General features: G+C 69.1%; 24 protein-coding genes. 9 read left to right on the forward strand and 15 right to left on the reverse strand.

The features are described 5' to 3' along the window. Nucleotides 1-26: 26 nt before the first annotated feature. The gene (locus U8525_RS00325) at nt 27-947 is read right to left on the reverse strand and encodes a LysR family transcriptional regulator (protein WP_374259562.1); all 921 of its coding nucleotides are present in this window, start codon (nt 945-947) and stop codon (nt 27-29) included. A 13-nt stretch (nt 948-960) separates the two neighbouring features. Next, a complete protein-coding gene (locus U8525_RS00330) occupies nt 961-1,782 on the reverse strand; it encodes an SDR family oxidoreductase (RefSeq protein WP_374259564.1) in 822 nt (273 codons plus the stop codon). A 192-nt stretch (nt 1,783-1,974) separates the two neighbouring features. Here U8525_RS00330 and U8525_RS00335 point away from each other — a divergent pair, with 192 nt between their 5' ends. Continuing rightward, nucleotides 1,975-4,659, forward strand: a complete 2,685-nt coding sequence (locus U8525_RS00335; RefSeq protein ID WP_374259566.1) for a M1 family metallopeptidase — start codon at nt 1,975-1,977, stop codon at nt 4,657-4,659. 18 nt (nt 4,660-4,677) lie between these two features. On the opposite strand, the gene U8525_RS00340 is transcribed toward U8525_RS00335, so the two are convergent. The 5 genes from U8525_RS00340 to U8525_RS00360 all read right to left on the reverse strand — a co-directional run bounded on the left by U8525_RS00340 (nt 4,678) and on the right by U8525_RS00360 (nt 10,878). Beyond that, entirely contained in the window at nt 4,678-4,938 is a 261-nt protein-coding gene (locus tag U8525_RS00340) for a hypothetical protein (RefSeq protein ID WP_374259568.1), read from the reverse strand. A gap of 313 nt (nt 4,939-5,251) precedes the next feature. Further along, nucleotides 5,252-5,722 (reverse strand): hypothetical protein, encoded by a 471-nt coding sequence (locus U8525_RS00345; protein WP_374259570.1) that lies wholly within the window; start codon nt 5,720-5,722, stop codon nt 5,252-5,254. Nucleotides 5,723-5,856: 134 nt separating this feature from the next. Further along, nucleotides 5,857-8,307: an ATP-binding cassette domain-containing protein gene (locus U8525_RS00350; protein ID WP_374259572.1), complete on the reverse strand. Its 2,451-nt coding sequence runs from the start codon at nt 8,305-8,307 to the stop codon at nt 5,857-5,859. Continuing rightward, nucleotides 8,304-8,633, reverse strand: coding sequence for an ArsR/SmtB family transcription factor (locus U8525_RS00355; protein WP_374259574.1), 330 nt, complete (start codon nt 8,631-8,633; stop codon nt 8,304-8,306). Before U8525_RS00355 ends, U8525_RS00350 begins: the two co-directional genes overlap by 4 nt. A 331-nt stretch (nt 8,634-8,964) precedes the next feature. Further along, nucleotides 8,965-10,878, reverse strand: coding sequence for a lipoxygenase family protein (locus U8525_RS00360; RefSeq protein WP_374259576.1), 1,914 nt, complete (start codon nt 10,876-10,878; stop codon nt 8,965-8,967). Between the two features lie 295 nt (nt 10,879-11,173). On the opposite strand from U8525_RS00360, the gene U8525_RS00365 reads away from it, so the two are divergent. The 4 genes from U8525_RS00365 (at nt 11,174) to U8525_RS00380 (ending at nt 12,821) form a co-directional block, all read left to right on the forward strand. Continuing rightward, nucleotides 11,174-11,899 carry a collagen-like protein gene (locus U8525_RS00365; RefSeq protein WP_374259577.1) on the forward strand — a complete coding sequence of 242 codons (726 nt, stop codon included), beginning with the start codon at nt 11,174-11,176 and terminating at the stop codon, nt 11,897-11,899. A gap of 86 nt (nt 11,900-11,985) precedes the next feature. Beyond that, nucleotides 11,986-12,294 carry a hypothetical protein gene (locus U8525_RS00370; RefSeq protein WP_374259579.1) on the forward strand — a complete coding sequence of 103 codons (309 nt, stop codon included), beginning with the start codon at nt 11,986-11,988 and terminating at the stop codon, nt 12,292-12,294. A 10-nt stretch (nt 12,295-12,304) separates the two neighbouring features. Beyond that, a complete protein-coding gene (locus U8525_RS00375; protein ID WP_374259581.1) occupies nt 12,305-12,466 on the forward strand; it encodes a hypothetical protein in 162 nt (53 codons plus the stop codon). A 10-nt stretch (nt 12,467-12,476) separates the two neighbouring features. After that, nucleotides 12,477-12,821: a hypothetical protein gene (locus tag U8525_RS00380; protein ID WP_374259584.1), complete on the forward strand. Its 345-nt coding sequence runs from the start codon at nt 12,477-12,479 to the stop codon at nt 12,819-12,821. A gap of 9 nt (nt 12,822-12,830) precedes the next feature. Here U8525_RS00380 and U8525_RS00385 read toward each other — a convergent pair whose 3' ends face one another. From U8525_RS00385 to U8525_RS00395, 3 genes are read right to left on the reverse strand one after another with little or no spacing between them, the layout of a single operon-like run. Beyond that, a complete protein-coding gene (locus U8525_RS00385; protein WP_374259587.1) occupies nt 12,831-13,217 on the reverse strand; it encodes a hypothetical protein in 387 nt (128 codons plus the stop codon). A gap of 8 nt (nt 13,218-13,225) precedes the next feature. Next, on the reverse strand, nt 13,226-13,621 hold the full coding sequence (locus U8525_RS00390; RefSeq protein ID WP_374259589.1) for a hypothetical protein: 396 nt from the start codon (nt 13,619-13,621) through the stop codon (nt 13,226-13,228). Between the two features lie 3 nt (nt 13,622-13,624). Then, a complete protein-coding gene (locus U8525_RS00395) occupies nt 13,625-13,933 on the reverse strand; it encodes a hypothetical protein (protein WP_374259591.1) in 309 nt (102 codons plus the stop codon). Nucleotides 13,934-14,329: 396 nt separating this feature from the next. On the opposite strand from U8525_RS00395, the gene U8525_RS00400 reads away from it, so the two are divergent. Beyond that, on the forward strand, nt 14,330-15,352 hold the full coding sequence (locus U8525_RS00400; protein ID WP_374259593.1) for a deoxyhypusine synthase family protein: 1,023 nt from the start codon (nt 14,330-14,332) through the stop codon (nt 15,350-15,352). 161 nt (nt 15,353-15,513) lie between these two features. After that, nucleotides 15,514-16,083 (forward strand): DUF4879 domain-containing protein, encoded by a 570-nt coding sequence (locus tag U8525_RS00405; RefSeq protein WP_374259596.1) that lies wholly within the window; start codon nt 15,514-15,516, stop codon nt 16,081-16,083. Nucleotides 16,084-16,179: 96 nt separating this feature from the next. On the opposite strand, the gene U8525_RS00410 is transcribed toward U8525_RS00405, so the two are convergent. From U8525_RS00410 to U8525_RS00420, 3 genes are all read right to left on the reverse strand, one after another. Beyond that, the gene (locus U8525_RS00410; RefSeq protein ID WP_374259599.1) at nt 16,180-18,135 is read right to left on the reverse strand and encodes a hypothetical protein; all 1,956 of its coding nucleotides are present in this window, start codon (nt 18,133-18,135) and stop codon (nt 16,180-16,182) included. Between the two features lie 36 nt (nt 18,136-18,171). Further along, nucleotides 18,172-20,016 (reverse strand): glycoside hydrolase family 15 protein, encoded by a 1,845-nt coding sequence (locus U8525_RS00415; protein WP_374259602.1) that lies wholly within the window; start codon nt 20,014-20,016, stop codon nt 18,172-18,174. Between the two features lie 72 nt (nt 20,017-20,088). Then, nucleotides 20,089-20,397, reverse strand: a complete 309-nt coding sequence (locus U8525_RS00420) for a hypothetical protein (RefSeq protein WP_374259605.1) — start codon at nt 20,395-20,397, stop codon at nt 20,089-20,091. A gap of 199 nt (nt 20,398-20,596) precedes the next feature. On the opposite strand from U8525_RS00420, the gene U8525_RS00425 reads away from it, so the two are divergent. Both U8525_RS00425 and U8525_RS00430 read left to right on the forward strand, forming a co-directional pair. After that, nucleotides 20,597-21,622, forward strand: coding sequence for an aldo/keto reductase (locus U8525_RS00425; RefSeq protein ID WP_374259608.1), 1,026 nt, complete (start codon nt 20,597-20,599; stop codon nt 21,620-21,622). 24 nt (nt 21,623-21,646) lie between these two features. After that, on the forward strand, nt 21,647-22,093 hold the full coding sequence (locus tag U8525_RS00430) for a hypothetical protein (RefSeq protein ID WP_374259610.1): 447 nt from the start codon (nt 21,647-21,649) through the stop codon (nt 22,091-22,093). A 56-nt stretch (nt 22,094-22,149) separates the two neighbouring features. Here the strand turns inward: U8525_RS00430 and U8525_RS00435 are convergent, their stop codons facing one another. Both U8525_RS00435 and U8525_RS00440 read right to left on the reverse strand, forming a co-directional pair. Beyond that, nucleotides 22,150-23,322 (reverse strand): esterase/lipase family protein, encoded by a 1,173-nt coding sequence (locus U8525_RS00435; RefSeq protein ID WP_374259615.1) that lies wholly within the window; start codon nt 23,320-23,322, stop codon nt 22,150-22,152. Between the two features lie 512 nt (nt 23,323-23,834). Then, nucleotides 23,835-24,602, reverse strand: a complete 768-nt coding sequence (locus U8525_RS00440) for a hypothetical protein (protein WP_374259617.1) — start codon at nt 24,600-24,602, stop codon at nt 23,835-23,837. Between the last annotated feature and the right edge of the window lie 4 nt (nt 24,603-24,606).

Here is a 24,606-nt window from a genome sequence, read left to right on the forward strand (position 1 = left end):
CGACAGAATTCGACGTCTTCGTCGGATTATCGCCGTTTCCCCAGGCGACGACGCACTCCGTCGAGGATGGATCGGACGGCGGGGCTGAGGCCGCCGGAGGGCCAGAGGGCCACGACCTCCACGACCTGGGGCTCCTGCTCGCGCAGGGGCCAGACGCGGAGATCCGACGGGAAGGGCTGGGTGGGGCGCACGTCCGGCGCGATGGCGCAGGCCCGGTAGGCGCGCAGCAGCTCGTAGAGGTGGAGGAAGCTCTCCACGCGGCCGACCTCGGTGACGGAGACGCCGTGCGCGGCGAAGCGGGCGCTGTTGGCGCCGCCGTAGGGGTCGTCCCGCAGCCAGTCCACGAAGCGCTGGCCCTCGAGGTCCTTCACGTCCAGGGCGCGGCGGGACGGGTGCGCGCGGGCGAGCGCGGACTCTGGCCCCGCGAGCACCACGAAGGACATGCGCAAGAGGGACTCGGTGTCCACGCCCTCGTGCGGGGGCAGGGGCGTGAAGTCGAGCACCAGGTCCTGCTGCCGCGTCTGCACCTGCCGCATGAGCTCGTGCGAGCCACCGAAGCCCACCACCAGCTTGAGGTCCGTGGCGGCGGCGTCCTGCGCGATGCCGCCCAGCAGCGACATGGACAGCGTGGGGTTGAGGCCCAGGCGCAGGGTGGGCTCCACGCGCGCCAGGTCCATCAGCCGCTTCATGTCCAGCTGGTGCAGCGGCGTCTGGGTGCCCGCGTAGAGGCGCTCCCCGCGCGCGGACAGTTGCAGGCGCCGGCCCGGCCCCCGCTCCAGCAGGGCGGCGCCGTCCGCGAGCGCCTCCTCCAGGGCGCGGATGTGCTCGCTCACGACGGAGCGGGCCACGCCCAGGTGCTCCGCGGCGGCCTCGATGCTGCCGGCCTCCACGGCGGCGGTGAAGGACTCGAGCCAGACCAGGTGTCGCTGGAGCTTGCGCGGGGGCATGGGGCCGGACGCGCTAGAGGAAGAAGTCGGGCAGCAGCTCCGCGCCGGGGACGGACTGGTACGCGTCGAGGTTCGTGACGCCCGCGGCGCGCAGCACGTCCTCGTCGATGCAGAAGTTCCCGGTGAAGGAGCGGCTGGGCTTGGTGAGGATGGCGTAGGCGGCGTCCGCCATGATCTCTGGCTTGCGGCTGCCTTTGAGGGTGTCCTCGCCGCCCAGCAGGTTCTGCACGGCGGCGGTGGCGATGACGGTGCGCGGCCACAGCGTGTTGACGGCGATGCCGTCGTCCTTGAGCTCCTCCGCCATGCCCAGGGCGCACAGGCTCATGCCGTACTTGGCGATGGTGTAGGCCACGTGGGGGCCGAACCAGCGCGGCTCCATGTTGAGCGGCGGCGAGTTGTTGAGGATGTGTGGGTTGGAGGACTTCTTGAGGTGCGGGATGCACGCCTGCGAGCACGCGAAGGTGCCGCGCGTGTTGATGCCGTGCATCAGGTCGAAGCGCTTGAGCGGCGTGTCCAGGGTGCCGGTGAGGCTGATGGCGCTGGCGTTGTTCACCAGGATGTCGATGCCGCCGAAGGTCTCCACCGCCTTGGCGACGGCGGCGTGGATCTGCGCCTCGTCGCGGATGTCCACCACGCAGGGGAGGGCCTTGCCGCCGGCCTCTTCAATCTCCTTCGCGGCCGAGTAGATGGTGCCGGGCAGCTTGGGGTGCGGGTTGGTCGTCTTGGCGGCGATGACGATGTTGGCGCCGTCGCGGGCCGCGCGCAGCGCGATGGCCTTGCCGATGCCGCGGCTGGCGCCGGTGATGAAGAGGGTCTTGCCTTGGAGGTTGGACATGGGCCGCATCCTCGCTCAATCGCGAGGCGCCGCAATGCCCGGGGCGGTCGAAACCGGCCGCCCGTCAACGGTGTCAGCCAATGCCAGGCCATGTCCCCTCGGCGGTGGCGTGGCGCATCCCGGCGCGACAGTAGGGGTTGACGGCACCCAGCGTGTGAAGACCGCGGGGGGGCGCTGATCTAGGGTGGATCCATGCGACTGCTCCCACTCCTCGTCCTGGTGGCGCTGACCGTCCGCTGTGCCCACGCGCCGGAGGCCGCGCCGCCAGTCTCCGCGCCCGCTGCCGTCTCCTGGCCGGAGGCCCTGCCTCCCGCGCTGCGGCTGCCGGACACCGTGCGGCCCGTGCACTACGCGCTGGACCTGAAGCTCGTGCCCACGGAGGCCACCTACCCGGGCAGCGTCACCATCGACGTGGAGGTCCGTGAGCCGGTGCGTCAGGTGTGGCTGCACGCGCAGGACCTGGAGGTGACGCGGGCTCGCGTCACGGCGGGGGGCCGCACGTTCGACGCGAAGCCCGTCACCGCGACCGAGGGCCGGCTGGGCTTGCTGCTGCCGGAGGAGCTGCCCGTGGGGAAGGCCCAGCTCCTGCTGGACTTCACCGGCCAGGTGGACCGCGAGCGCAGTCAGGGCCTCTATGGGGTGGCGGAGGGCGGCGAGTCCTACCTCTACACGTTCTTCGAGCCCATCGACGCGCGCCGCGCCTTCCCTTGCTTCGACGAGCCGACGTTCAAGGTGCCGTGGCGCCTGCGCTTCACCGTGAAGGCCGGACACGTGGCGCTGGCCAACCACCCCGTCGTGTCGCGCGAGCCGCTTCCGGACGGCCTGGAGCGCGTCACCTTCGCGGAGAGCAAGCCCATGCCCAGCTACCTCGTGGCCTTCATGGTGGGGCCGTTCGACGTGGTGGAGGCGGGCGCCGTGGGGCGCACGAACGTGCCGCTGCGCTTCATCGTGCCCAAGGGGCGGGGCGCGGAGACGCGCTTCGCCGCGAGCGTCACCCCGCGCATCGTGAAGGGCCTGGAGGACTTCTTCGACCAGGCGTACCCCTACGAGAAGCTGGATGTGGCGGTGGTGCCCCGGTACTGGGGCACCATGGAGCACCCGGGCATCGTCGCGCTCGGGCAGTCGCTCACGCTCATCCCGCCTGGCGAGGAGACGCTGGCCCGCCGCAGGTCCTACACCTCCATCGCCAACCATGAGCTGGGGCACTACTGGTTTGGCGACGTCGTCACCTGCTCGTGGTGGAACGACATCTGGCTGAACGAGTCCTTCACCTCGTGGCTGGACCGGCAGACGGTGGACCGGCTGGAGCCGTCCTGGGACTTCCAGCAGGAGCACGCGCTGGCCGCGAGGCGCTCCGCGCTGGCCGCGGATCTGCTGGAGGTGGCGCTCCCCGTGCGCAAGCCGGTGGCGAGCAACGACGACATCGTCGGCTCGTTCGACAACGGGACGACGTATAGCAAGGGCGCGTCCGTCATCGCCATGTACGAGGCGTGGCTGGGGCCGGAGCGCTTCCGCGACATCCTCCGCGGCTATGTCCGCAAGCACGCGTGGCAGGTCGCGACGATGGAGGACTTCCTCGCGGACCTGTCCCAGGCCGCTGGACCGGAGGTGGCGAAGTCGTTTGGTGGGTTCATCGAGCGCAGTGGGGCGCCGCGCATCACCGCAGAGCTGTCGTGCCCGGCGGGCGGCGCTCCGTCGGTGAAGCTGTCCCAGGAGCGCTACCTGCCCGTGGGCTCCAAGGCGGACGCGCGGCGGGAATGGCTGGTGCCGGTGTGTCTGCGCGTGGGGACGGGCGCGCAGTCGTCGCGGGTGTGCTCGATGTTGCAGGGGCGCTCCGCGGAGGTGGCGCTGCCCGTGAAGCAGTGCCCGGCGTGGGTGCTGCTCAACGCGGGCGGCATGGGGTACTACCGCGGGGGCTACACCCGCGAGCAGTTGACGAAGCTGCTCGCGACACCGGCTTCCGCCTTCACGCCCGCCGAGCAGGTGTCGCTCTGGGGAGACGTGGACGCGGCGGTGACTCGGGGCGACCTGCCGCTGGGCGAGGCGCTGAAGGCGGTGCCCGCTTCCGCGAAGTCGACGAACCGCCTGGTGGTGCAGGGGGGCGCCTCGCTGCTCGCCCAGGTGCGCGTGGATCAGCTCACGCAGGAGGAGCGTCAGCGCTTCCGCGCCTGGGTGGCGTCGCTCTACTCCGCCCGAGCGCGGGCGATGGGGTGGGTGCCGAAGCCGGGCGAGGATGACTCCGTGAAGGAAGCGCGCTCGCTGTTCCTCCGGCTGGCCGGCGGGCTGGGAGATGACCCTCGGCTGGCGAAGGAAGCGCTGCCCCTGGTGCGCGCGTGGCTGGCGGACCGGAAGTCGGTGGATCCGGAGGCGTTCAGCAGCGCGCTGCCCCGGGCGGCGACGCACGGCGATGCGGCGCTCTTCGACGCGCTGCTGGAGGCCGCGAAGAAGGAGCAGGACCGCACCGAGCGCACCCGGCTGCTGACCTCGCTGGTGTACTTCCAGAACCCGGACCTGCTGGGGCGGGCGCTGGGGCTGGTGGTCTCGCCGGACTTCGACGTGCGGGACACGCTGATCCTCCTCCGGCTGGCGCTGATGTCACCGGAGTCGCAGGCGCTGGCGTGGAAGTTCTACCAGGCGCACTTCGACGCGCTGACGCAGCGGCTGCGCTCGGATGATCTGGGCCGGCTGATCGGCGAGACGGGGAACCTCTGCGACGCCAGCGCGCTGGCGCAGGTGGAGACCTTCCTCACGCCTCGCGTGGGCAACATCGAGGGCGGCCCGCGCTCGCTCGCCCGGGCGCTGGAGTCCATCCGCCTGTGCATCGAGTCCCAGAAGGTCCAGGCCCCGAGCGTCAAGGCGTTCCTCCGCGCCCGGTGAGCCGTCCGGGCGAGCGTCTCAAGGCCCATAGGGACACAGCTTCAGCATCTCCGCGATGGGTGGGCGGCAGAGCTGCAGGAGCTGTGTCTCGTCCAGGAACGAAGACCTCCGCGCCTTGAGGTAGCAGGACGCGGGATCATCCGAGGGCGTGGCGTACTGACAGAGCTGGAGCGCCTGGAGGTCCGCGAGGAAGCCGCTCTCCTGGACCCGCAGGAAGCACCGCGCGGGGGTGTCGGAGCGGGCACCCTGGCAGAGCTGGGCCGCGACGCTCTCGCTCACTCCGCTGCCCTCGCGCGCCGCCTGGAAGCAGGAGTATTGCGGCGCGCCCTGGGGTGGTTCTTCCAGCTGTCCCACCGCTGGAAGCCCGAGCAGCCCGGCCGCCAGCCCCCAGCATCGTCTCCAATGGCCTCGCTTCATCATGCACCCCCTGCGGAAGGTAGGGGAGGCATGGCCCGGATGGGAGGGACGGGCGGGGGGACGGCCGTCATGCGCCGGCTGCTTCAGCCGTGCACGGAGCGGCGGTCGGCGGGCACGGCCGCCCGGTCATTCAGGCCGGAGGGGAGGCATCGGATGAACCGGAGGCCACGCCGCTTCACCGGGGGGAGGCGTGCCGAGCCCAGAGGATGTCCCAGGGCCAGTCCGGGAAGGTCTCCTGGGGCGTGGTGATCCGCGCCAGCACCTGGGTGGCGGCGACCTGGGCGCCCTGGCGCCGCGCCTCGTTGAACAGCTGCGTGCGCAGGCCGGGCCCGTCCACCCAGGCCGCGAACAGCAGGCCTGACTCCCCCACGGGCTCGGGCGGGGACAGGTCCGGAGCGCGAGGCTCGAGTCCCCAGGACTCCAGGACGTCCTCATACACCTCGTCCAGGTCCATCAGCACCACGTGGACGCCTCGCGCACCGCAGGAGCAATCCCAGCCCAGGCCTCCCTCCAGCAGGCCCGAGGAGAGCGACCGTGCGGGGGAGAGCGCGCCGCACAGGCCACACCTCACCGGGGCCGTGCTTCGCACGCTTCGGCTCTGTTCATCCAGGGTGAGGTGAAGCACCTCCGTGGGGTCGTTCTTCATGCGTTCATGCGGACGACCCGTTCCAGCGCGGAGATGAGCTGCATGCGTGTCATTGCGAGAGGTGGCTCTTGGAAGAGTCTACAGATACCGGGGCCGGCGCGGGGCCGCCTCCCGACACTGTCCGGGCCTCCGGCTCAGCGCGCCTTCTTCTGGGACCGCGCCCGACTCGGCTCGGACGCCTTCTCCGAGGCAGCCTTCGACGGACCACCGACGAAGGCCGCCAGGTGCTTGCCAGTCAGCGTCGACTTCGCCGCCACCAGGTCGGACGGCGTGCCTTCGAACACGATCCGTCCGCCGTCATGGCCCGCGCCCGGCCCCAGGTCGATGATCCAATCCGCGTGCGCCATCACCGCCTGGTGGTGCTCGATGACGATGACGGACTTCCCGGAGTCGACCAGCCGATCCATCAGCCCGAGCAGCTGCTCGAGGTCCGCCAGGTGCAGGCCGGTGGTCGGCTCGTCGAGCACGTAGACGCCGCCGTCCGTCCCCATGTGCGTCGCGAGCTTGAGGCGCTGTCGCTCGCCACCCGACAGCGTGGTGAGGGGCTGGCCCAGCCGCAGGTAGCCGAGCCCCACGTCGGCCATGCGCTGGAGGATGGCGGACGCCGCGGGCGTCTGCGCCTTGCCCGCGCCAAAGAAGCCGACCGCGTCCTTCACGGGCAGGTCGAGCACCTGCGCGATGTTGAGTCCACCGAGCTTGTACTCCAGCACCGACGCCTGGAACCGGCGTCCCTCGCAGTCCTCGCAGACCGTGGTGACGCCGGCCATCATCGCCAGGTCGGTGTAGATGACACCGGCGCCGTTGCAGGTCGGACAGGCGCCCTCGGAGTTGGCGCTGAACAGGGCGGGCTTCACGCCGTTGGCCTTCGCGAACGCCTTGCGGATCGGCTCCAGCAGGTCGGTGTACGTCGCCGGGTTGCTCCGCCGCGAGCCGCGGATCGGCGTCTGGTCGATGGACACCACGCCCTCCCGGCTCCCCACCGAGCCGTGGATCAGCGAGCTCTTGCCCGACCCGGCCACGCCCGTCACCACCACCAGCACGCCGAGCGGGATGTCGACGTCGACGTTCTTCAGGTTGTGTGTGCTGGCGCCGCGCACCTTCAAGACGCCGGAGGGCTTGCGCACGGATGGCTTCAGGGTGGCCCGGTCGCTCAGGTGACGCCCGGTGAGCGTGTCACTGGCGCGCAGGGCCTCGACGGTTCCTTCGAAGACCACCTCCCCACCGGCGGTGCCAGCGCCAGGGCCCAGGTCGACGACGTGGTCGGCGATGGCGATCATCTCCGGCTTGTGCTCGACCACGAGCACGGTGTTGCCCTTGTCTCGCAGCCGGAGCAGCAGGTCGTTCATCCGCTGGATGTCGTGCGGGTGCAGGCCGACGGTCGGCTCGTCGAAGACATAGGTCACGTCGGTGAGCGACGACCCGAGGTGGCGGATCATCTTGGTGCGCTGTGCCTCACCGCCCGACAGCGTGCCGGTGGGCCGGTCGAGGCTGAGGTAGCCCAGGCCGATCTCCACGAACGAGTCGAGCGTGTGTCGCAGCGACTTCAGCAGCGGGGCGACGGCCGGCGCGTCCAGGCCGCGCACCCACTCGGCCAGGTCGCTGATCTGCATCGCGCAGGCGTCCGCGATGTTGATGCCCTTGATCTTGGAGGACCGGGCGGCCTCGCTGAGCCGGGTGCCCTTGCATTCGGGGCAGGAGGTGAACGTGACCGCGCGCTCCACGAACGCCCGGATGTGGGGCTGCATCGCCTCCACGTCCTTGGTCAGGAACGACTTCTGGATCCGCGGGATGAGCCCCTCGTAGGTGAGGTTCATCTTCTCGACCTTCACCTTGGTCGGTTCCTTGTAGAGGAAGTCGTGCAGCTCCTGCTTGGTGTACTTGCGGATCGGCTTGTCCGGGTCGAGGAAGCCCGAGGCCCCGAAGATGCGCACGAGCCAGCCGTCCGCGGTGTAGCCGGGGATGGTGATCGCGCCCTCGTTGAGCGACTTGTTGGCGTCGTACAGCTGGGTCAGGTCGATGTCGCTGACCGTGCCCATGCCCTCGCACCTGGGGCACATGCCGCCGGTGACGTTGAAGACGCGCTTCTCGGTCTTGCCCTCGCCCTTCTCGACGGTCATCTCACCGGTGGCGCGGACGGACGGGACGTTGAAGGAGAAGGCGTTGGACGACCCGATGTAGGGCTTGCCCAGGCGGCTGAACAGCACGCGCAGCATCGCGTTGGCGTCGGTCGCGGTGCCGACGGTCGAGCGGGAGTTGGCGCCCATGCGCTCCTGGTCGACGATGATGGCGGTGGTCAGGCCCTCCAGGACATCGACCTCGGGGCGGCCCAGCGTGGGCATGAAGCCCTGCACGAACGCGCTGTAGGTCTCGTTGATCAGCCGCTGCGACTCCGCGGCGATGGTGCCGAAGACGAGCGACGACTTGCCGGAGCCGGAGACGCCGGTGAACACGGTCAGCCGCCGCTTGGGCAGCTCGACGCTGACGTCCTTCAGGTTGTTCTCGCGGGCGCCCTGGACGCGGATCAGGTCATGGCTGTCCGCGGGGTTCGAACGGCTCAGCGCGGTGCTCTTGTCGGAGGACGTCATGGGTCCATCTTCTCCAGCAGTTGTTCGAGGCGATCGACGTGCTCCGACCAGAACGCGCGGTAGTGCGCGATCCAGTCGATGAGCGGCTTCAGCCCGCGCGGATCCACCCGGTAGTAGGTGCAACGTCCTGCACGCCGGCCCTTCACCAGACCGGCGCCCTTCAAGGCCGCGAGGTGCTGGGAGACCGCGGGCTGCGAGATGTCGAATCGCGCCGTGAGGTCCTTCACCGCCGCTTCGCCACGCGCGAGTGACTGGAGAATCGCCCGGCGGTTCGGGTCCGCCAGCGCCTGGAAGAGCTTGTTCTCGGCCACGGCCACGCGCTGCATGCGCGACGCATAAGCTGATGCTTATGGGTAGTCAAGCATGCAGGGCGCGGCCCCACGTCCAGACCGTTCCAGCCGTGATCGCGGCGTGTCTGCTGGGGGCCGCCGGCGCCGAGGTCGAGCCGTGGACCCTCGACGGTTTCACCTGCTGGCTCGGGCCGGCGAAACACGAGCGGCGGTGGTGGGCCGCCGGGCTCGTGTCCGCCGATGATGTCACCCCCCGGGTCGCGGTCACCGGACCGCGGGTTCCGCGCGAAGCGCTCGGGGGGGCTGCTCGCCGCTGGCGCGGCCCGCGTCGAGGACGCGTCCGCGCGCGAGCGGCGGAGCAGCGCGCTCAGATGTTGATGCTCTGGGGAATGGCCGAGGGGATCAGGTAGGGGTAGGGGAAGAGGCGCGTCGTGTTGCGCTGCTCGATGGTGGCGCCGATGCGTGCCAGGTCCGCCTGGAAGACCTTCAGGTGGCTGTGCACGTGCCGGTCCTTGAACCACTGGAGGGGGTAGTGACCGAGCTTCGTGTGGTGCACCGAGCCGAGCAGGCTGAGGATGTCCACCTGCTGGGCGGCCATGTCCATCGGCGGGTACTGGTCGAGGGGCATGTCGCGCGCGGCCTCGGCGCGGGTGGTGGGCGCGGCACGGTAGGCGGCGCCGGGCGCGATCGGCACGAACGTCATGACCCCGGCCTGGGCGAAGTTCACCGCCGCGTGCTGCGCGCTGCCGGTGAAGATGATCATCGTGAGCGCCTGGATGAGGTAGTCCACCGTGGTCAGCTTGCCCGGGATGCCGTCCTCACCGAAGCCCTTCACCCGGCCGCCGTCCTTCGCTGCCGCCTCGGCGCTCCAGGCCTGGAGCGCGGCGTCGTCGGTCACCGCCGAGTCCGTGCTGTAGTAGATGCCCACGTACGCGCGCACCCAGTTCTCGATGGCGCCCCACAGCAGCCGCGCATCATCGCGGTAGGGGTAGTCCAGGTCGGGATCCGTCATCCCGCGCTGCCGCAGGGAATGGGGCAGCATGCCCTGGTTGAAGTCGAACGAGGAATCCTCCAGCAGCGACTCCACCGCGACCTTCTGGCTGGACTGGATGGTGCCGGCCAGCATCTGGTCCACATTTCCGCCCGGCGCGATGAGCTTCTCCGCCGCGGACTGGTTGATGGCCAGCGTGCCCTCGAAGTGCGGACGCAGGAGCAGGCTCACCGGGTGGTCATCCGGCAGGTTGCGATGGGTGGCGACCACGAAGGGCTCCACGAGCAGGTGCGTGTGCGCCAGATGCGAGATGAGCTCGTGGTGGTTCACGTCCGCCACGGAGACGACCGTCTTGGCCTGCATCCAGGCCTCGCCGTCCGCGGGCGTGAAGAGCGGGTAGGCGCTCGCGTCCTGGCCGCAGCGGATGCCCAGGGCACGCAGCCGGCGGAGACCGCTGCCCGCGGGCAGGCCGAACAGGGCGCGCGGCGCGAAGCAGTACTTGGGGCCGTCCGGGAAGTTGCCGTTGATGACCCGCGAGAGCGCCTTGTAGTCCGCCAAGTACAGCCGGCCCTCGTCGAGCGCGCGCTGGACCGTGTCAGCCTCGCCGAGCACGGCGCGCAGGGACGCGTCCGTCAGCCCGAGCGTGTCCTCGAGCGTGCGGGCCTTGCGCAGGGTGAGCGGGTTGAAGCCCGCGACGCGCAGCCAGGCGAAGGTCGCGTCCTCCTCGTAGCTCGGGGCCACCGCGGGCAGGGGGAGGGTGGTGAAGAGATTGAAGTAGTCGAGCATCGAGCCTGGCCGGCCCGTGGGCTTGATCGTGATGGCCTCCATCACCAGCTTCAGCACGTCGAGCACGCTGCCCAGCTCGTTGTTGAACGCCTTTCGGGCCAGGAGCGCGGCCTTCGCGGCCAGCTCGGCGGCCTCGCCGAACTCGTGGAACTCGCCGAACAGCTTGCCCGCCATCGTCGAGGACGGGGGAAGCGCCTTGAGGTGGCTGAGCTCCATCCGCCCCACGCCCACATGGGACAGGTCCACGCTCAACGACGGGGCGGTGGGCGCCGCGCCTTCGGGCGCGCCCTCGTGCTTGCGCTGCTCCTGCTCGTGGACCCACTGCAGGCGGTTGTTCGCGATGTGGAGGAGCTGCACGATGACCTGGCCCCACCACTCCAGCGTGGGCCGCTGACTCGCCGGGACGTCCTGCGCCAGCGCGAGCGGGGCGATGTAGGTGTAGTTGTACTGGTACTCGGACGTGGACGGCTCACTGTGCGACGACACGGCTTGCGCGGATGACATGTTCGCTCCCGGTTCGATGTCGGGCCCGGCTCGTGCTCGAACCCGTGTCGTGCGTGACTGCACCTTCAATGCCAGGAACTCCCACGGGACGGCCCGTCGAGTCCCCAGGGGCGCGCGGAGTCGCGGCGCTCCGGTTGACGTGTCACGCGAGGAATTGACGCGTCATGGGGCGTCAATTCACGGGGGGGAGAGGGAGGTGTCCCCAAGCCCGCGCCGCGGTTGAGCCTGCGTGAGCCTACCCCTCCAGAGGGATTCTCCGGGAGCGGTGAAGAGTCCTATTGGATGCCCCATGCACATGCGCTCCCTCGTCTTGTTTTCATTGTGTGTCTTCCTGTCTCTCTCTACCGCGTGCCTCGGGGATGAAGGGTCCCTGGGATCCCAGTTGCCTCCTGAAGCCTTGGAGCCTCCGGCGCTTGCCGACAGCCTCGTGGGCGCGGTTGTCTGCGAGCCCGGCAGGACCTTCTGCGACGGTGCTCACCTCTTCTCTTGCAGCCGGTCCGGCAAGGACGCGTTCAGCCTTGGCACTTGCGCGGGAGGCTCCGCCAACAACCCGGTGGGCTGCTTCACGACGGAGTGCCCCGGTGGCGCCACGGCGTGCTGCCGTCCCGAGAAGGTCCGGTGTGAGTGGTCGTTCACCAGCCCTGCATTCTCGGGCCGGACCTATGAGTCGGATAAAGACAAGGACACCGAAGGCTATTGCTCGGCGCCCTCGACCTGCGAGCAGCGCAGCCTTGAGTTCTCTATCGCCTCGCCGTTGACGACGGGGACGTGCCCCGTCCTGGCCAGTCGCTCCATCCACGTCACCGTCGGACGCCCGCTTCCGATTGGACAGATCGTGACCCTGCCGGATTCGAGGGTCTCCATTCATTCCGGCAGCGCCACGACCGCCTGCTCCGCGTGGACGGGGACGCTCATCGTCCATTCGGATATTCCCAGCTGGCGGGTGAGCCTTGACGTGACGTGCAGCAATCCTGGGGCGAGCGATATCCGCCTCGTGGGCTCCGCCAGCGGAGACGTCTGATTCCTCCACTGGGCGCGGCGCCTCCATGGCCTTCTCAGACGCTTCCTGGATAGAGTCGCGCTCCACGCAAGCAAGGAGAAATGCCCATGAGGCGTCTGCTGCTCTCTTCCCTGGCGGTCCTGTCCCTTCAGTCGGTGGCGTGTGGCGCTGGAGCGGAGGAGGCCGAAACCCAGGCTCCTCCCGCGGCGGTCGCGGATGACAAGACCCAGCTGGGTCCCATCAACGGCCTCAAGTATGGGACGCACGTGACCTACTACAGCGACAGCACGCACACGGTGGAGGTGGGCATGGCGGAGTGGGGCTGCCCGCCCTCGACCTACCTGGTCAACTGGGGCGTGGAGTCCGGCTACTCGAGCACCTGGAAGTTCCTCTGCGCCATGGAGCCGCAGGGGTAGTCTGCCCGGCATGCCGCTGAAGGTGATGACGCTCAACCTCCTGGAGTGCGAGCTGGAGACAGGCGCGGAGCCGCTGACTGTCTTCGCGGCCCACTTCGACTCCCACCACGAATCCCTGCGCTTCGTGGAGGCGCTACCTGCGCTCCCTGATCGACCCCGCGGCCTTCGGTGAACGGGCCTTCGTGCTGGCCGGCGATCTCAACTCCCTGTCCCGCGCGGATCCCTATCCGGTGGATCTGGCCGACCGCGTCCGCCGCGCCCGGGTGGACCAGTACGGCCATCCGCCTCGCTTCGACGTCATCGATGACCTGGAGGGCTTCGGCTGGGCGGACACGCTGCGCCTCAAGCCGGCTTCGCCCCAGTGGGTCACCGCCCGACGCCAACGCGACGGAGCAATCATCGACTTCCGCACGGACTTCGTCTTCGCCTCACCCGCGCTGGCCCGACGGCTGCTCGCGGCCCAGGTGGTGGACGTGGGCACGGCCTCCGACCACCACGCCCTGGCCGCGAGCTTCAGCGACGCGTGAGGTGCGCCCTCAAGTCAGCTCGTGGCGTAGGAGGGACTCCGCCTCCGCCACGATGGCCGCGCGGATCTTCCCCTTCAGGGGCGCTTCGTTCTGGAGCTGCTCCTGGATGACCGCCGTCTTCCCGTAGAACAACCACATCGAGGAGTGACCAGCTCCGCTGGCGGTGAAGACCCGGACCTCGAAGTAGCGCTCCTGCTTGCCCTTGTCCCCGCTCAGCGGGGACACCCGCAACTCGACGTCGCCCACGCCGTCCACGAGTGCACCGCCCGCGAAGCGGGTGCTCAACGCGGTGAAGGTCCCCGTGTCGGGCACGCCCTGGCGCACGCGCTCCGACAGCTCGTGGAGCGCGGCGCCAATCGCCTGTTGCAGCTTCTGTTCATTCAGGACGACCTGCATGCGGCTCCTCAGGGTGACTTGTAGCGGGCCTTGATGGCCGCGATGGAGCGTTCGAGCGCCTGGAACCGTTCGGTGCTCAGGATCGGGTTCAGCCCCGGGGGCAGCGGAGGCGCGGTGGACGCCTTGCCGAGCTCCATCATGCGGGCGTGGATGTATGCCGGCTTGAGGTACTGGAGGTATTGCGCTTTCTGTGCCTGGGTCAGCGCGTCCATGGCGGCCTCCATGGGCTTGACCAGGCTCTGGAGCTCCACCTCCGCGGCCTTCGGCACATTGCGCACGAGCGGCTTGCGCAGCAATACGTCGTAGGGGATGTGCTCGGCGTTGGCGATGGCCAGCACGTCCTTTCCGATGAGCTGCAACTCGCCGCGCACGCCATTGGCATGCTTCAGGTATGCGCACACCACCGTCTACCCGCTGTCCATCACCTTGTCGTTGATGACCAGCTTCTTTCCGGCGTCGAGCGCCGCGGCGCTCAGCGTCTCCAGGTGTTCGGGAGTGAAGTCGGGCTTGCCTCCCGGCCCATGGAGATTGTTGAGCTCGACGACCTCCAACTCCCCCAGGCGGATGGCCTCCGCGAGCCGGTTCACCGCCCGCGTTATCGCCGCTGGCGAGGTGTCCGACAGGACGAGCCGCGTGCCAATGGCATCCCAGAGGTTGGTGATGGCCTCCTCGACGGTGGTGACCTTGGCCTTGAACCGGTCGATCGCGCGCTGCAACCGGTTTGAGCAACCGGAGCGCGGTGCCCACGCCCTTGGCCGTGGCCCACATCGCCAGGGCCTCGACCAGGACGCCCGCGAGGACCCCGATGACCTCGGCCAGCTCGCGCGCCGCCTCGTCCAGCCGCTGTGCGTTCCCTCGCGCGTCCCACACCTTGCCGAAGAACTTCCCGAACGCGGTGCTCTCGCGGAACCACGGAACGGGCGGAGACGTCGAGCCCCTGTCCTGGCTGTGGATCCCGTGGCGTGGGTCCAGCCGCCGTGTTACTGAAGCCGCAGCCACCCGACACTCCCGATGGCGGCGCGACGCTTCGTCGTGGCCGTAGGGGTGTCCTCGGGTGGCTTTGCTCAACCGTCGCCTCCCGAGCTTCAACCACGTTGTCGCCGGAGGCACCCATGAGCACGTCCGAGCTCCCCCTGCTCGAGTTCGTCCTGTCGAACTACAAGAACTTCAACGCGCGCGCCACGCGCGACGCGCTGCTGTCGTACTGGCGGCATGTCTCCAGCGGTGGCCGGATGTTCTGGAGCGTCGCGGGCGCGATGTCGTCCGCGCAGCTGGGCATCACCCTGGCCCCCGCCATCCGCGCGGGGCTCATCCACGGCCTGTCGGTGACGGGCGCGAACCTGGAGGAGTCGCTCTTCCGGCTCGTCGCCCATGACTCGTACAAGGACTTCCCGGAGTACCGCTACTTCACCAAGCAGGATGACACGCGCATCCTGGAGCAGCGGATGCGGCGGGTCACCGACACGAGCATCCCCGAGGACGAGGCGTTCCGCGCGGTGGAGAAGATCGTCGTCCCCCTGTGGATGAACGCCTCCGCGAACGGCGAGCGGCGCTTCTGGCACGAGTACTTCTACGACATCGTCCTGGCGCTGGAGCCGTCCGCGTACGAGGGCCCGCCCGAGGACTGCTGGCTGCTGGAGGCGGCGAAGCGCCGGCTGCCCATCGTCGTCCCCGGCTACGAGGATTCGACGTTCGGAAACATCTTCGCGTCCTACGTGAAGACGGGCGAATGCAACGCGAGCATCGTCAAGTCAGGCATCGAATACATGGCCGACTTCTACGACCGCTACGAGGAGCTCTCCCAGGGCCAGGGCGTCGGCTTCTTCCAGATTGGCGGTGGCATCGCCGGGGACTTCCCCATCTGCGTCGTCCCTTCCATGAAGTACGACCTGCGCAAGCCGGTGAAGCCGTGGGCCTACTTCTGCCAGATCAGTGACTCCACGACGTCCTACGGCTCGTACTCGGGGGCCACGCCCAATGAGAAGATCACCTGGGACAAGCTGACCGAGACGACACCGATGTTCGTCATCGAGTCGGACGCCACCATCGTCGCCCCGCTCCTCCTCCGCGCCTTGCTGGAGTGTCACGCCAGGCCGGAGGCGGCGAACGCGCTCATCGCGAAGCCCCGCCGTTAAGTGAGACATCCGCCCGGGTTGCCTCGCACCCGGGCGAAGTCTCAGGCGACCGCATTTCTCATGTTGTCAATTCAAGGATTGAGTACTGGCTGGCTTCTCTCTAGGTTGCTCAGGGCACGCACTCCGCGTGCCCGAATCCCATCTCAGTCTGGAGAATGTCCATGCACGCCAAGCTGCTCGCCGTTGCATTGTCCACCGTCGCGATGAGTGCTTCCGCCGCAGACTTCACGCCCGCGGAGGCGGCCCGCCGCTACGTCGGGACCACGGTCCGCGGGGAGCCGCTCGACGTCAGCAGTCAGCGTCTGGGGCGCGTTCCGGAGGCTGGCCGCGTGACGACGCTGGGGCCCGCCCCCGCGCTGAGCTACGTGGAGGTGTACGCGGTCGGCTCCAGCACCGTGGGCTGGGAGTACGTGTCCTCGTCGGCGTTCAGCACGACCTACGACCACGGCGGCGACGTGCTGCTGGTGGCCGTGCTGGAGTTCGGCTACGGCACCTCGCGCTACGTCACGATGGCTGGCAGCGTGCTGTCGGGCTCCGCCAACTACGCCAACGACAGCATCTGTGACGACGGCTTTGGCAACGCGGTGATGCCGTGTTCGCCGGGGCAGACCATCATCGGCTTCATGCGCTACTACGACGTGTCCGGGAACCAGAGCGGGACGTTCTATTACCAGAGCACGTCCATCAACTCGCCGTTCAACACCATGTCGGACTCCATCTCGATCCTCTAGGCCTTCTGGATCGGCGCTCTCGCCCCGGAGCCCTCCGCTCCGGGGCGAAGTGGCGCGGCGGGCGCGACTGAAAGCGGGGAGCCCTTCACCTTCGCGTCACGCAAGCTGCGTCGGCCCCTGGCAATGCGTGCATGCGCGCACGTTGGGGTTGGAGTAGTCCTTCACCATCGCATCCAGGACTTCGTCAAGGTCGGGGAAGACGTACGACTTGAGCTTGAAGCCGCACCACCAGCAGAAGATCGCGCCGCAGTCCCGGCAGACATGCCACCTCCGCAGCAGCGAGGGGGTGCTGCCGTGGACCGTGTCGCAACCGCTGCAGTGCTTGCCGGCGAGAGGGGTGAGGCTGGAGGCGACCGGAAGGGTGGGGGGCGGAACCGGCGCGACGAGCGCGGGGGTGGAAACGGGCGTGATGGCGTCCAGGTTGGGGAGCTTCTTCCGGGCGTCCCGCAGGCGGGCCAGATACCGGCTGAGGTGCTCGTACGCCTCGCTGCGCTCCCTCTTGGGCTTGGGCTTGCCTCCGGGATGGAGGTCGCCGTGAATGCCCTCGATGATCAGCTCGAGGTCCTTCTGGAGGGCGCCCGCGAGCGCACGCAGCCTCGGCGTGCTCGCGCCCAGCTCCTTCCAGCCCAGGTCCTTCAGGTAGTTCCTGTCGTTGACCACCTGCGTCCAGAAGGTGGAGACGCGCTGCGTCGTCTGTCCACCCAGGTGCCTCTTGAAGGATTGCTTGCGGATGTCGACGACGAGGTTGCTGACGATGGGGTCCAGGGGGTGGTCGACGAAGCCCACGAGGTCCGCCTTGAGCGCCAGGAGGGAGGCGTCGTACGGACTCGACCTCGTCGATGAGGCGCCGCCGCCCGCCCATGTCTGGGAATAGGCCGTCCAGCGGTTGAAGCCGATGGCATCCGCCAGCAGGTACGTCCGCTTCATGAGCGGGATGTACTCTCCGTTCAGGAGCCACTCCCCCTGGAACGAGGCCGAGGCCCGCGTGGACAGCTTGCCGCCGATCCCCTTCTTCGCGACCTCACCGCCCGCGGCGAAGAGGAGCTCGCCCGACTGATACCGGTCCAGGGATCCCGTGTTGTATTTCAGGTTCGAGCGCAGGAAGACGACGTCCACCACCTGGGCGTGCTGCCTGCTCGTGATCATGAGCAGCGTCTCACGGAGCTGCACGAGGAGGGGGTACAGCCGATCATTCGGCATGTCCCCGGTGAACTTCGTGAAGTCGATGACCAGGCACACGCGCTGGAGATTGGGGGTGGGATCCTGGGCGCCCCCTTCAATCTCCAGCTCCCGCTTCCGGATCAGCTGCTGGATGTACCCTGATGCCAGCACCGCGATCAGGGCCCCGACGTTGGGTCGGGAGGAGAGACTGTCCAGGATCGCCGAGTGGAGCCCGTCCGACAGGTTCAGCCATATCTGGGTGCCGGCGAACTTGTACTCGGCATCCTGCCCGCTCCTCTGCTGGACGGTCTGCCGGTGAAGGAGCGTGGCGGATGCCTGATAGAACTCGAAGTAGGGGGTGAAGGTGGAGAGCTCCTGCGGGAGGACCTCCAGGCCGAAAGGCGAGAACTCCGTCTTCCAAAGGATTTGATACAGCTCCTCCGCCGCGGCGGTGCCGGATGGGAAGTAGACCCTCTGGAGGGTGGTACCGCCGACCTTGAGCGTCTCTTCGAGCTGGGTCTCCGAGAGGCTCACCGTGGGCGCCCAGCCCGGGACGGCGGCACGGAGGGCGGAGGCGATGTCCGCCATCGACAGACAGCTCGCGCTGACGAGCGCGAGCTCCCACAGGGTGGACTCGAAGACCCACAGGTACTCGAAGAGGTTGTGCCTGTCTCCAATGCCTTGCTGCTGGATCTGCTGGAGCTTGATCTCTCGCGTGTCGATGCGGGTCTGCACGAACTCCATGAAGCTCGCGAGGAGTTGCTTGCCCTTCTGCGTCCTGGGGCTCTGCGCGGCCTTCTGGCTCAGCGCACGCGCGATGTCCACGAACTGGAAGCCCCAGGTGATGGCGAGCTGGTGACCCGCGCCCCCACGGAACTTCGCCTTCAACACCTCCAGGTGCTTCTTAGCGTGCCGCGCCTTCAGCGCCTAGTGCAGGCTCGCGGCGACCCTGGCGGCGAACGACACGTCGCGTCCCGCGCGCCTGGCCTCGAGCAGCACGGCGCTGTTGATGAGCCCGACGTGGGAGAACGCCTGTGGGAAGTTGCCGAGCTGGCGGTGCAGTCCGGGGTGGTACTCCTCGGCCAGCAGGCCGAGGTCGTTCCGGATGGAGACGAGGCGCTGGAACAGCGCCTCCGCCTCGTCGAGGCGGCCCGCCATGATGTAGTTGTCGACGAGCCAGAAGCTACAGATGAGGAACGTGGCCTCGTGCCCCGCCAGCCCGTCCACGCCCGTCCTGGTCGAGTAGCGCTCCACGAACCCATCCCAGGTGAGGTCCTTCTCGATGGCGGCGATGGTGCCCTGCATGCGCGGGTCATCCGCGGGCAGGAACCCCATGTGCGGAATCAGGAGCACGCTCGCGTCGAGGGCGTCCGAGCCGTAGGCCTGCGTGAAGGCGTTCAGGCGCGTGTTGAAGGCTCGCGCCAGGATGTCGGCGCGGATCTCCTCGCGCAGCGCGCGCCAGCGGGACAGGCGCTTCTTCAGCTCCTGCGGCGCGTTGGCGCCGAACTGCTCGACGAATCGGACGCCTCGGTCCACCGCCACCCAGGCCATCAGCTTCGAGTGCGTGAAGTGATGATGGGTCTTGCTGCGGATCTCCCAGATGCCCTCGTCCGGACGCTGCCAGCTCTTCTCCATGAAGTCGACGAGCACCCGCAGCATGTCCCAGGGGAGCGAGCCCTCCTCCGGCATCCCGAACACGCGCGCCTCGTACATGGCGTTCAGCGTCTCGCCGTAGATGTCGAGCTGGAACTGATCGTACGCGCCATTCCCGATGCGCACCGGCCGGGACTCCTCGTAGCCGGGGAGCCACGGCAGCTCGACCTCGGTGAGGCGGTGCTCGCCGGCGACGCCGTACATGATCTGCGCCTCGGCCGGAGCTCCGGCCACGGCGCGCAGCAGCCAGTCGCGCCAGGCCCGCGCCTCCTCGAGGTAGCCGCTCCGCAGGAGCGCCTCGATCGTGAGAGAGGCGTCGCGAAGCCAGCAGAAGCGGTAGTCCCAGTTGCGCACCCCGCCGAGCTCCTCGGGGAGCGACGTGGTCGGCGCCGCGACGATGCCGCCGGTGGGCTCGTAGGTGAGCGCCTTCAAGGTGATGAGCGAGCGCACCACGGCGTCGCGATAGGGGCCCTCGTATCGGCACCGGCTGGCCCACTCGCGCCAGTGCCGCTCGGTCCGCACCAGGTCCCGCTCCGCGTCGACGGCGTGCCCCGGCGCGGCCCGGTGCGACTCGTAGAACGTCAGGGAGAAGGGGAGCCGCTCGCCCGCGCGGATGACGAAGTCCGCTTCCAGGCGAGCCTCGTCCCAGTCCGCTTCGAATGGCACCGGGCTGCTGTATGCGAGCGAGTCCGGACCCGAGGTCAGGGTGGCGCGGAGGCCGTCGCATTGGATCCAGGGAGTCAGCTTGCCGTAGGCGAAGCGCACCCGGAGGTCCGCATGCATCGGGACCTCCCCTTCGAGGCCCTCGACGATGCGGATGACGTCGTGCTCGACCTCCCCCGGAGGCATGAAGTCGATGACGCGCGCCCTGCCGCTGTCGCAGGTGACCTCCGTCTCCAGCACCAGCGTCTCCGGCCGGTACCGCTGCTGGACCGACCGGACCTCCGCCGCGGGCCGGAGACTCCAGGAGCCGTGCTCGTGGGTTCCGAGCAGCCGGGCGAAGCAGGCATCCGAGTCGATGCGTGGCAGGCACATCCAGTCGATGGACCCAGTGCGTGACACCAGCGCGATGGTCGTCTGGTCGCCGATGAGGCCGTAGTGCTCGAGGGGGGAGGACATGTCCGGAAGTTGGGATGTGCTGGCGGCCCACGCAACGACCCGTCCCAGAGTGTCCGGCCAGAGGAGGGAGCCTCAGCCGCGTCGGCTCGACGCGAGCCGCACCACCTGCTGGATGCCACCGCGTCCTGTGCGCGGCGCGGGCGCCTCCTGGATGGGCATCCAGGAGTGGGTGGGGTGTCCGTCCACGGGGCTCGGGGTGCCGTGCGCTGGGATGCCGGTGAAGATGGAGAGCCCGCTGGAGCCCGGCGCTTCGAGCACCGCGAACGCGACCTTCGGCACGCCCACCGCCTCGTCGATGACGTCGAGGGGCCCGAGCTTCTTCCCGAGCTCGCTGAGCGGCACGTCCTGCCCGGAGACGTAGGTGGCACCGCACGCCCTCACGGACGGGAGCCGGCGCCGGCCGGTCGCACCGTGCGACCGTGCCGCTCCCTCATGCGCTGGGGAGGGGGAGGTGGCTCCCCGCCCATGCTGGACGACAGCTTGCTTCGCCGGGGGGCGGTGCACACCGAAGAGGCATCGCGGCGAAGGGCATGAAGCAGCGCCCCGCGCGAGGACTGCCATACGGACACGGAGGTGAGCCATGGAGTACGCATCGATTCCCGGCGTTTCGACCCCTGCCAGCCGGGTAGGTCTGGGGACCTGGGCCATGGGCGGGACACAGTGGGGGGGCACCGACGACGACGAGTCGGTGCGGACCATCCACGCGGCGCTCGACCTGGGCGTCACGCTCCTCGACACCGCGCCGGCCTACGGCTTCGGACACTCGGAGGAGGTCGTGGGCCGGGCGATCGCCGAGCGAGGCGGGCGTGAGCGCGTCGTCGTGGCGACCAAGGTGGGCCTGGAGCAGCGCGGGGACGGCGTCATCCGCAACTCGTCGCGGCGGCGGATCTTCGAGGAGATCGAGGTCTCGCTGCGGCGGCTGCGCACCGACTACATCGACCTCTACCAGGTCCACTGGCCGGACTTCGATACACCCTACGAGGAGACGGCCCAGGCGCTGCTCGATCTCCAGCGCGCGGGAAGGATCCGCGCGATCGGCGTCTCCAACTACTCCATCGAGGCGATGGAGCGCTTCCGGCGTGTGGCGCCGCTCGCCTCCGCGCAGCCTCCGCTCAACCTCTTCGAGCGGCAGGCCCTGGAGGACATCGTCCCCTGGTGCCGCGCGAATGGGCTGGCCACCCTGACCTACGGCGCGCTCTGCCGCGGGCTGCTGACCGGAGGCATGCGCGAGGACACCCGCTTCGAGGGGGACGACCTGCGAAAGACAGACCCCAAGTTCCAGCCTCCGCGCTACGCGCAGTACCTGCAAGCCGTCCAGCGGCTCGCGCAGTTCGCGCGCGAGCGCTACGGCAAGGGCGTGCTCCCGCTCGCGGTCCGGTGGGTGTTGGATCAGCCGGGCGTCACCGTAGCGCTGTGGGGCGCCCGTCACCCCGGCGAGCTGGAGCCGCTGCGGGACGTGGTGGGCTGGAGCCTCGACAGCGAGGCCCTGGCGTACACGGACTCGGTCGTGAACGAGTCCGTGCGCGACCCCGTGGGCCCCGAGTTCATGGCGCCCCCGGAGCGGCGACCGGAAGAACCGGACGAGCAGCCAGTGGCGCCCGTCTGACGCCTGTTTCGGTATGCTCGTGGGATGTCCCCGTCATTCCTGGTGTTGTTGGTGATCGCGGTGGTCGTGGGCGCCATCCTGGGCCGCTGGTGGCGCTCGGCCGAGCGTCAGCAGTCCTCGGCGCCGCCCGTCGCGCTGTCTCCGGAGGAGGGGCAGGCGCGCCTGGCGGAGCTGATCCAGTCCGGGCAGAAGCTCGACGCCATCAAGCTCCACCGGCAGCTCCATGGCAGCGGCCTGAAGGAGGCGAAGGACGCCGTGGAGGCGATGATGCGGGAGGGCCGGGCGCTCGTGGGGGCCCCCGGGCGCCGTGAGGTGTCCGAGCCGGAAGCGCACGCGGCCATCGAGCGCGCCATTCGAGACAACAACCTCATCCAGGCCATCAAGCTCTACCGCGACCTCCACGGCGAGGGCCTGAAGGAGTCCAAGGACGCGGTGGAGGCGATGCGAGCCGAGCTGCTCCGGCGGGGTTGATGCTCCCTGGCCCCGCTCGTGGAGCCGCGCGGTGCTTCGTCGAGGCGGGGCGGGCGTCAGCCGTTGGCGGGCACGCGTTCCCGCGCTGGGGTGCCTGGGTGGGCCGCCGCGGCGCTGCCCACGGTGAAGTCGATGATCCGCTCCCACATCGCCTGGAACTGCGGCTCCTGGAAGTGGGAGCCTGACTTCAGCCAGCTGATGTGGTCCGGGGACTGGTCGAAGTGGCCGATGACGTCCATGTGGTCCGCGTTCGCGACGTGGAGGACCTGTCCCCAGACCTGGGCGCGGCTCGGGACGATGCCGTCGCTCCGGGACTCGAAGTTCCTGCCGAGGACGTCCTGGAGGGCCTGGGTCTGGGCCGCCGTGAACGGGGGGAGCTGGAGCTCCGGGGACTGGGGCGCGCTCTTCCCATACAGGAAGCAGAAGATGCCGTAGAGGAGCGTGTCCGGGGTGGGCAGCGGGGGAAGGGGCAGCTTGGGGGGCGGCGCGCCGGTGACGACGCAGCCGTAGCGCACATCCTCCCGGTCCGCGGTGTTCGTGTTGAAGGCCCGCGTGCTGGCCGGCATGAGGTCCTGGATCAGCGCCTGGTTCTCGCCCACCTGGCTGAAGAAGTGGATGAGCTCCTCGCGCTCGCGGTCGGAGAGGTCCGACGTCAGCCGGAAGACCTGGTTGAAGAAGTTGGGCGGGAGCTTCGCCTCCTCACTCCTCAGGACGAGCCAGTAGCACGCCTGGAGCACGGCGGTCCGCAAGGGCATGACCTTGCGGTGCAGGGTGAAGAAGGTGAAGAGCCACAGGTAGCGCAACAGCGTCTTCCCCACGCCATCCTGGTGGAAGAAGCTGGCCAGTGGGGTGCCGTAATGCGGGGTGGAGATGCTCACGACCGAGCGCACGCGCTTCACGAAGTCCGGGGCCTCCCGGGCCATGCGCGGTGAGACGACGCTCCGCGCATCCAGCCCGCCCGTGGAGTGTCCGACGAGGTGGAGCTGCGCGTCGTCCTCGTTCGCGGTCCGTGCCATCTCCCGGAACACGTCGAGGGCGCGCGCCTCCAGCCCGGAGGTGGGGGAGGAGGCCACGGCATGCACCTGCGCATCGATGCCGCGCGCCCTGAACCGCTGCTGGAGCAGCTGGGGGACGTTCTGGAAGTAGGCGATGCGCTCCGTTTCCTTGTCACCCATCTGGGTGAAGCCAAAGAAGCCGGGGATTAGATAGACGCGGTGCTGGGTGGCCATGGAGGCAAGCCTAACGTGAGGGAAGCGCCCGGGGTCGGGGCGCTCTCCCAACGTGAAGTCCCGAACCCTTGTCTCGTGCGGCGGGGAGGCTCACCCGAAGGCCATCAGGCGATGGGTTCCCGGTTGACTCCTACAAAGCCTCTCGCGGAGAGTCATGGCTGTCGGCGGTGCGTCACTGCCTCGATGCCACGAATCACGGAGGATGTCGTATGCGAATCCAATGGAAGGCGGGAGTCTTGGGTTGTGCGCTGGGGTTCCTCGCCGCTGCCTCCACCGCGATGGCGGAGCCCCCCGGCGGCGTGGAGTCCGCTCCTCCGCAGGAATGCTGTGATTCCTGCACCGCGTACCGCGACACCTGTCTGGTCAACTGCCTGGTCAATCCCTACCCATTTTGTGAGAGCAATTGCCAGAAGGGGATGACCTACTGTCGTTACTCGTGTGGCTGCGCGTAAGGCCACTGCTGGCCCGGCCCCCCTGGAGGGCGCCACGGCGGTGAACATGGGCAGGCCGACTCAGTGGGGAGCCGCGGGACGGGTGGGTGGCACGCACGTGTTGAGGGAGTAGGGGCGGCTGCGCGCGCACCAGTCCGGTCGGCCCGCGTCGGTCCAGGAGAGGACGAGGTCCGAGGCACTCCCGCCAGGGATGTCCCCGGGCCAGGTCTCGACGGGCTGGAGGCCCTGGTCCGCGCTCCAGCGGTGCAGCTCGATGGGCGGCCCGTCGTGGGTGTTCGCGAGCACGAGCGCCACCGTGTGGTCGGGGCCGCAGAGGACCCGGGGCACGTGGCGCGAGCCCCGGTAGACAGAGGTGCGGTGGACCTCCGTGCCGTGTTCAAGCCACACGTGCTCCAGGTGGGAGCCTCCGCTCTCCCCGGTGGCGCCGGAGTCCATCACGGGCACGGAGAGGACGAGCTCCGCGTCGCCGCACCACTCCTGGACGCTGCTTTGCGCGGGCAGCGTCGTGCGGACCGCTCCGGAGCGCGTGTCGATGAGCAGGCTGTCCCCCTGCCTCAGGTTCACGAGGGCCAGCTCCCCCTGAGGGCTCGCCGAAGTGGAATAGACGCCCTCGATGCGTCGGGAGCCCACCGTCATCACGGAGTCCACCCGGCAGGAGGTGTTCTCCCAGTCCAGCCACTGGCAGGTCCTCACGTGCCGGACGACGGCGGAGCCCACGGCTTCGGTCCTGTCGGACTCCACGCGCCGGCCACATGCCGCCGTGAGCAGCAGGCAGGAGAGGAGGGTGGCGCGGCGCGGGAGGGCCCTGGGACGCGAAGGAGCAGGCATTCGG

It is taken from the genome of Corallococcus sp. RDP092CA, assembly GCF_041903675.1.
Lineage (GTDB): Bacteria > Myxococcota > Myxococcia > Myxococcales > Myxococcaceae > Corallococcus.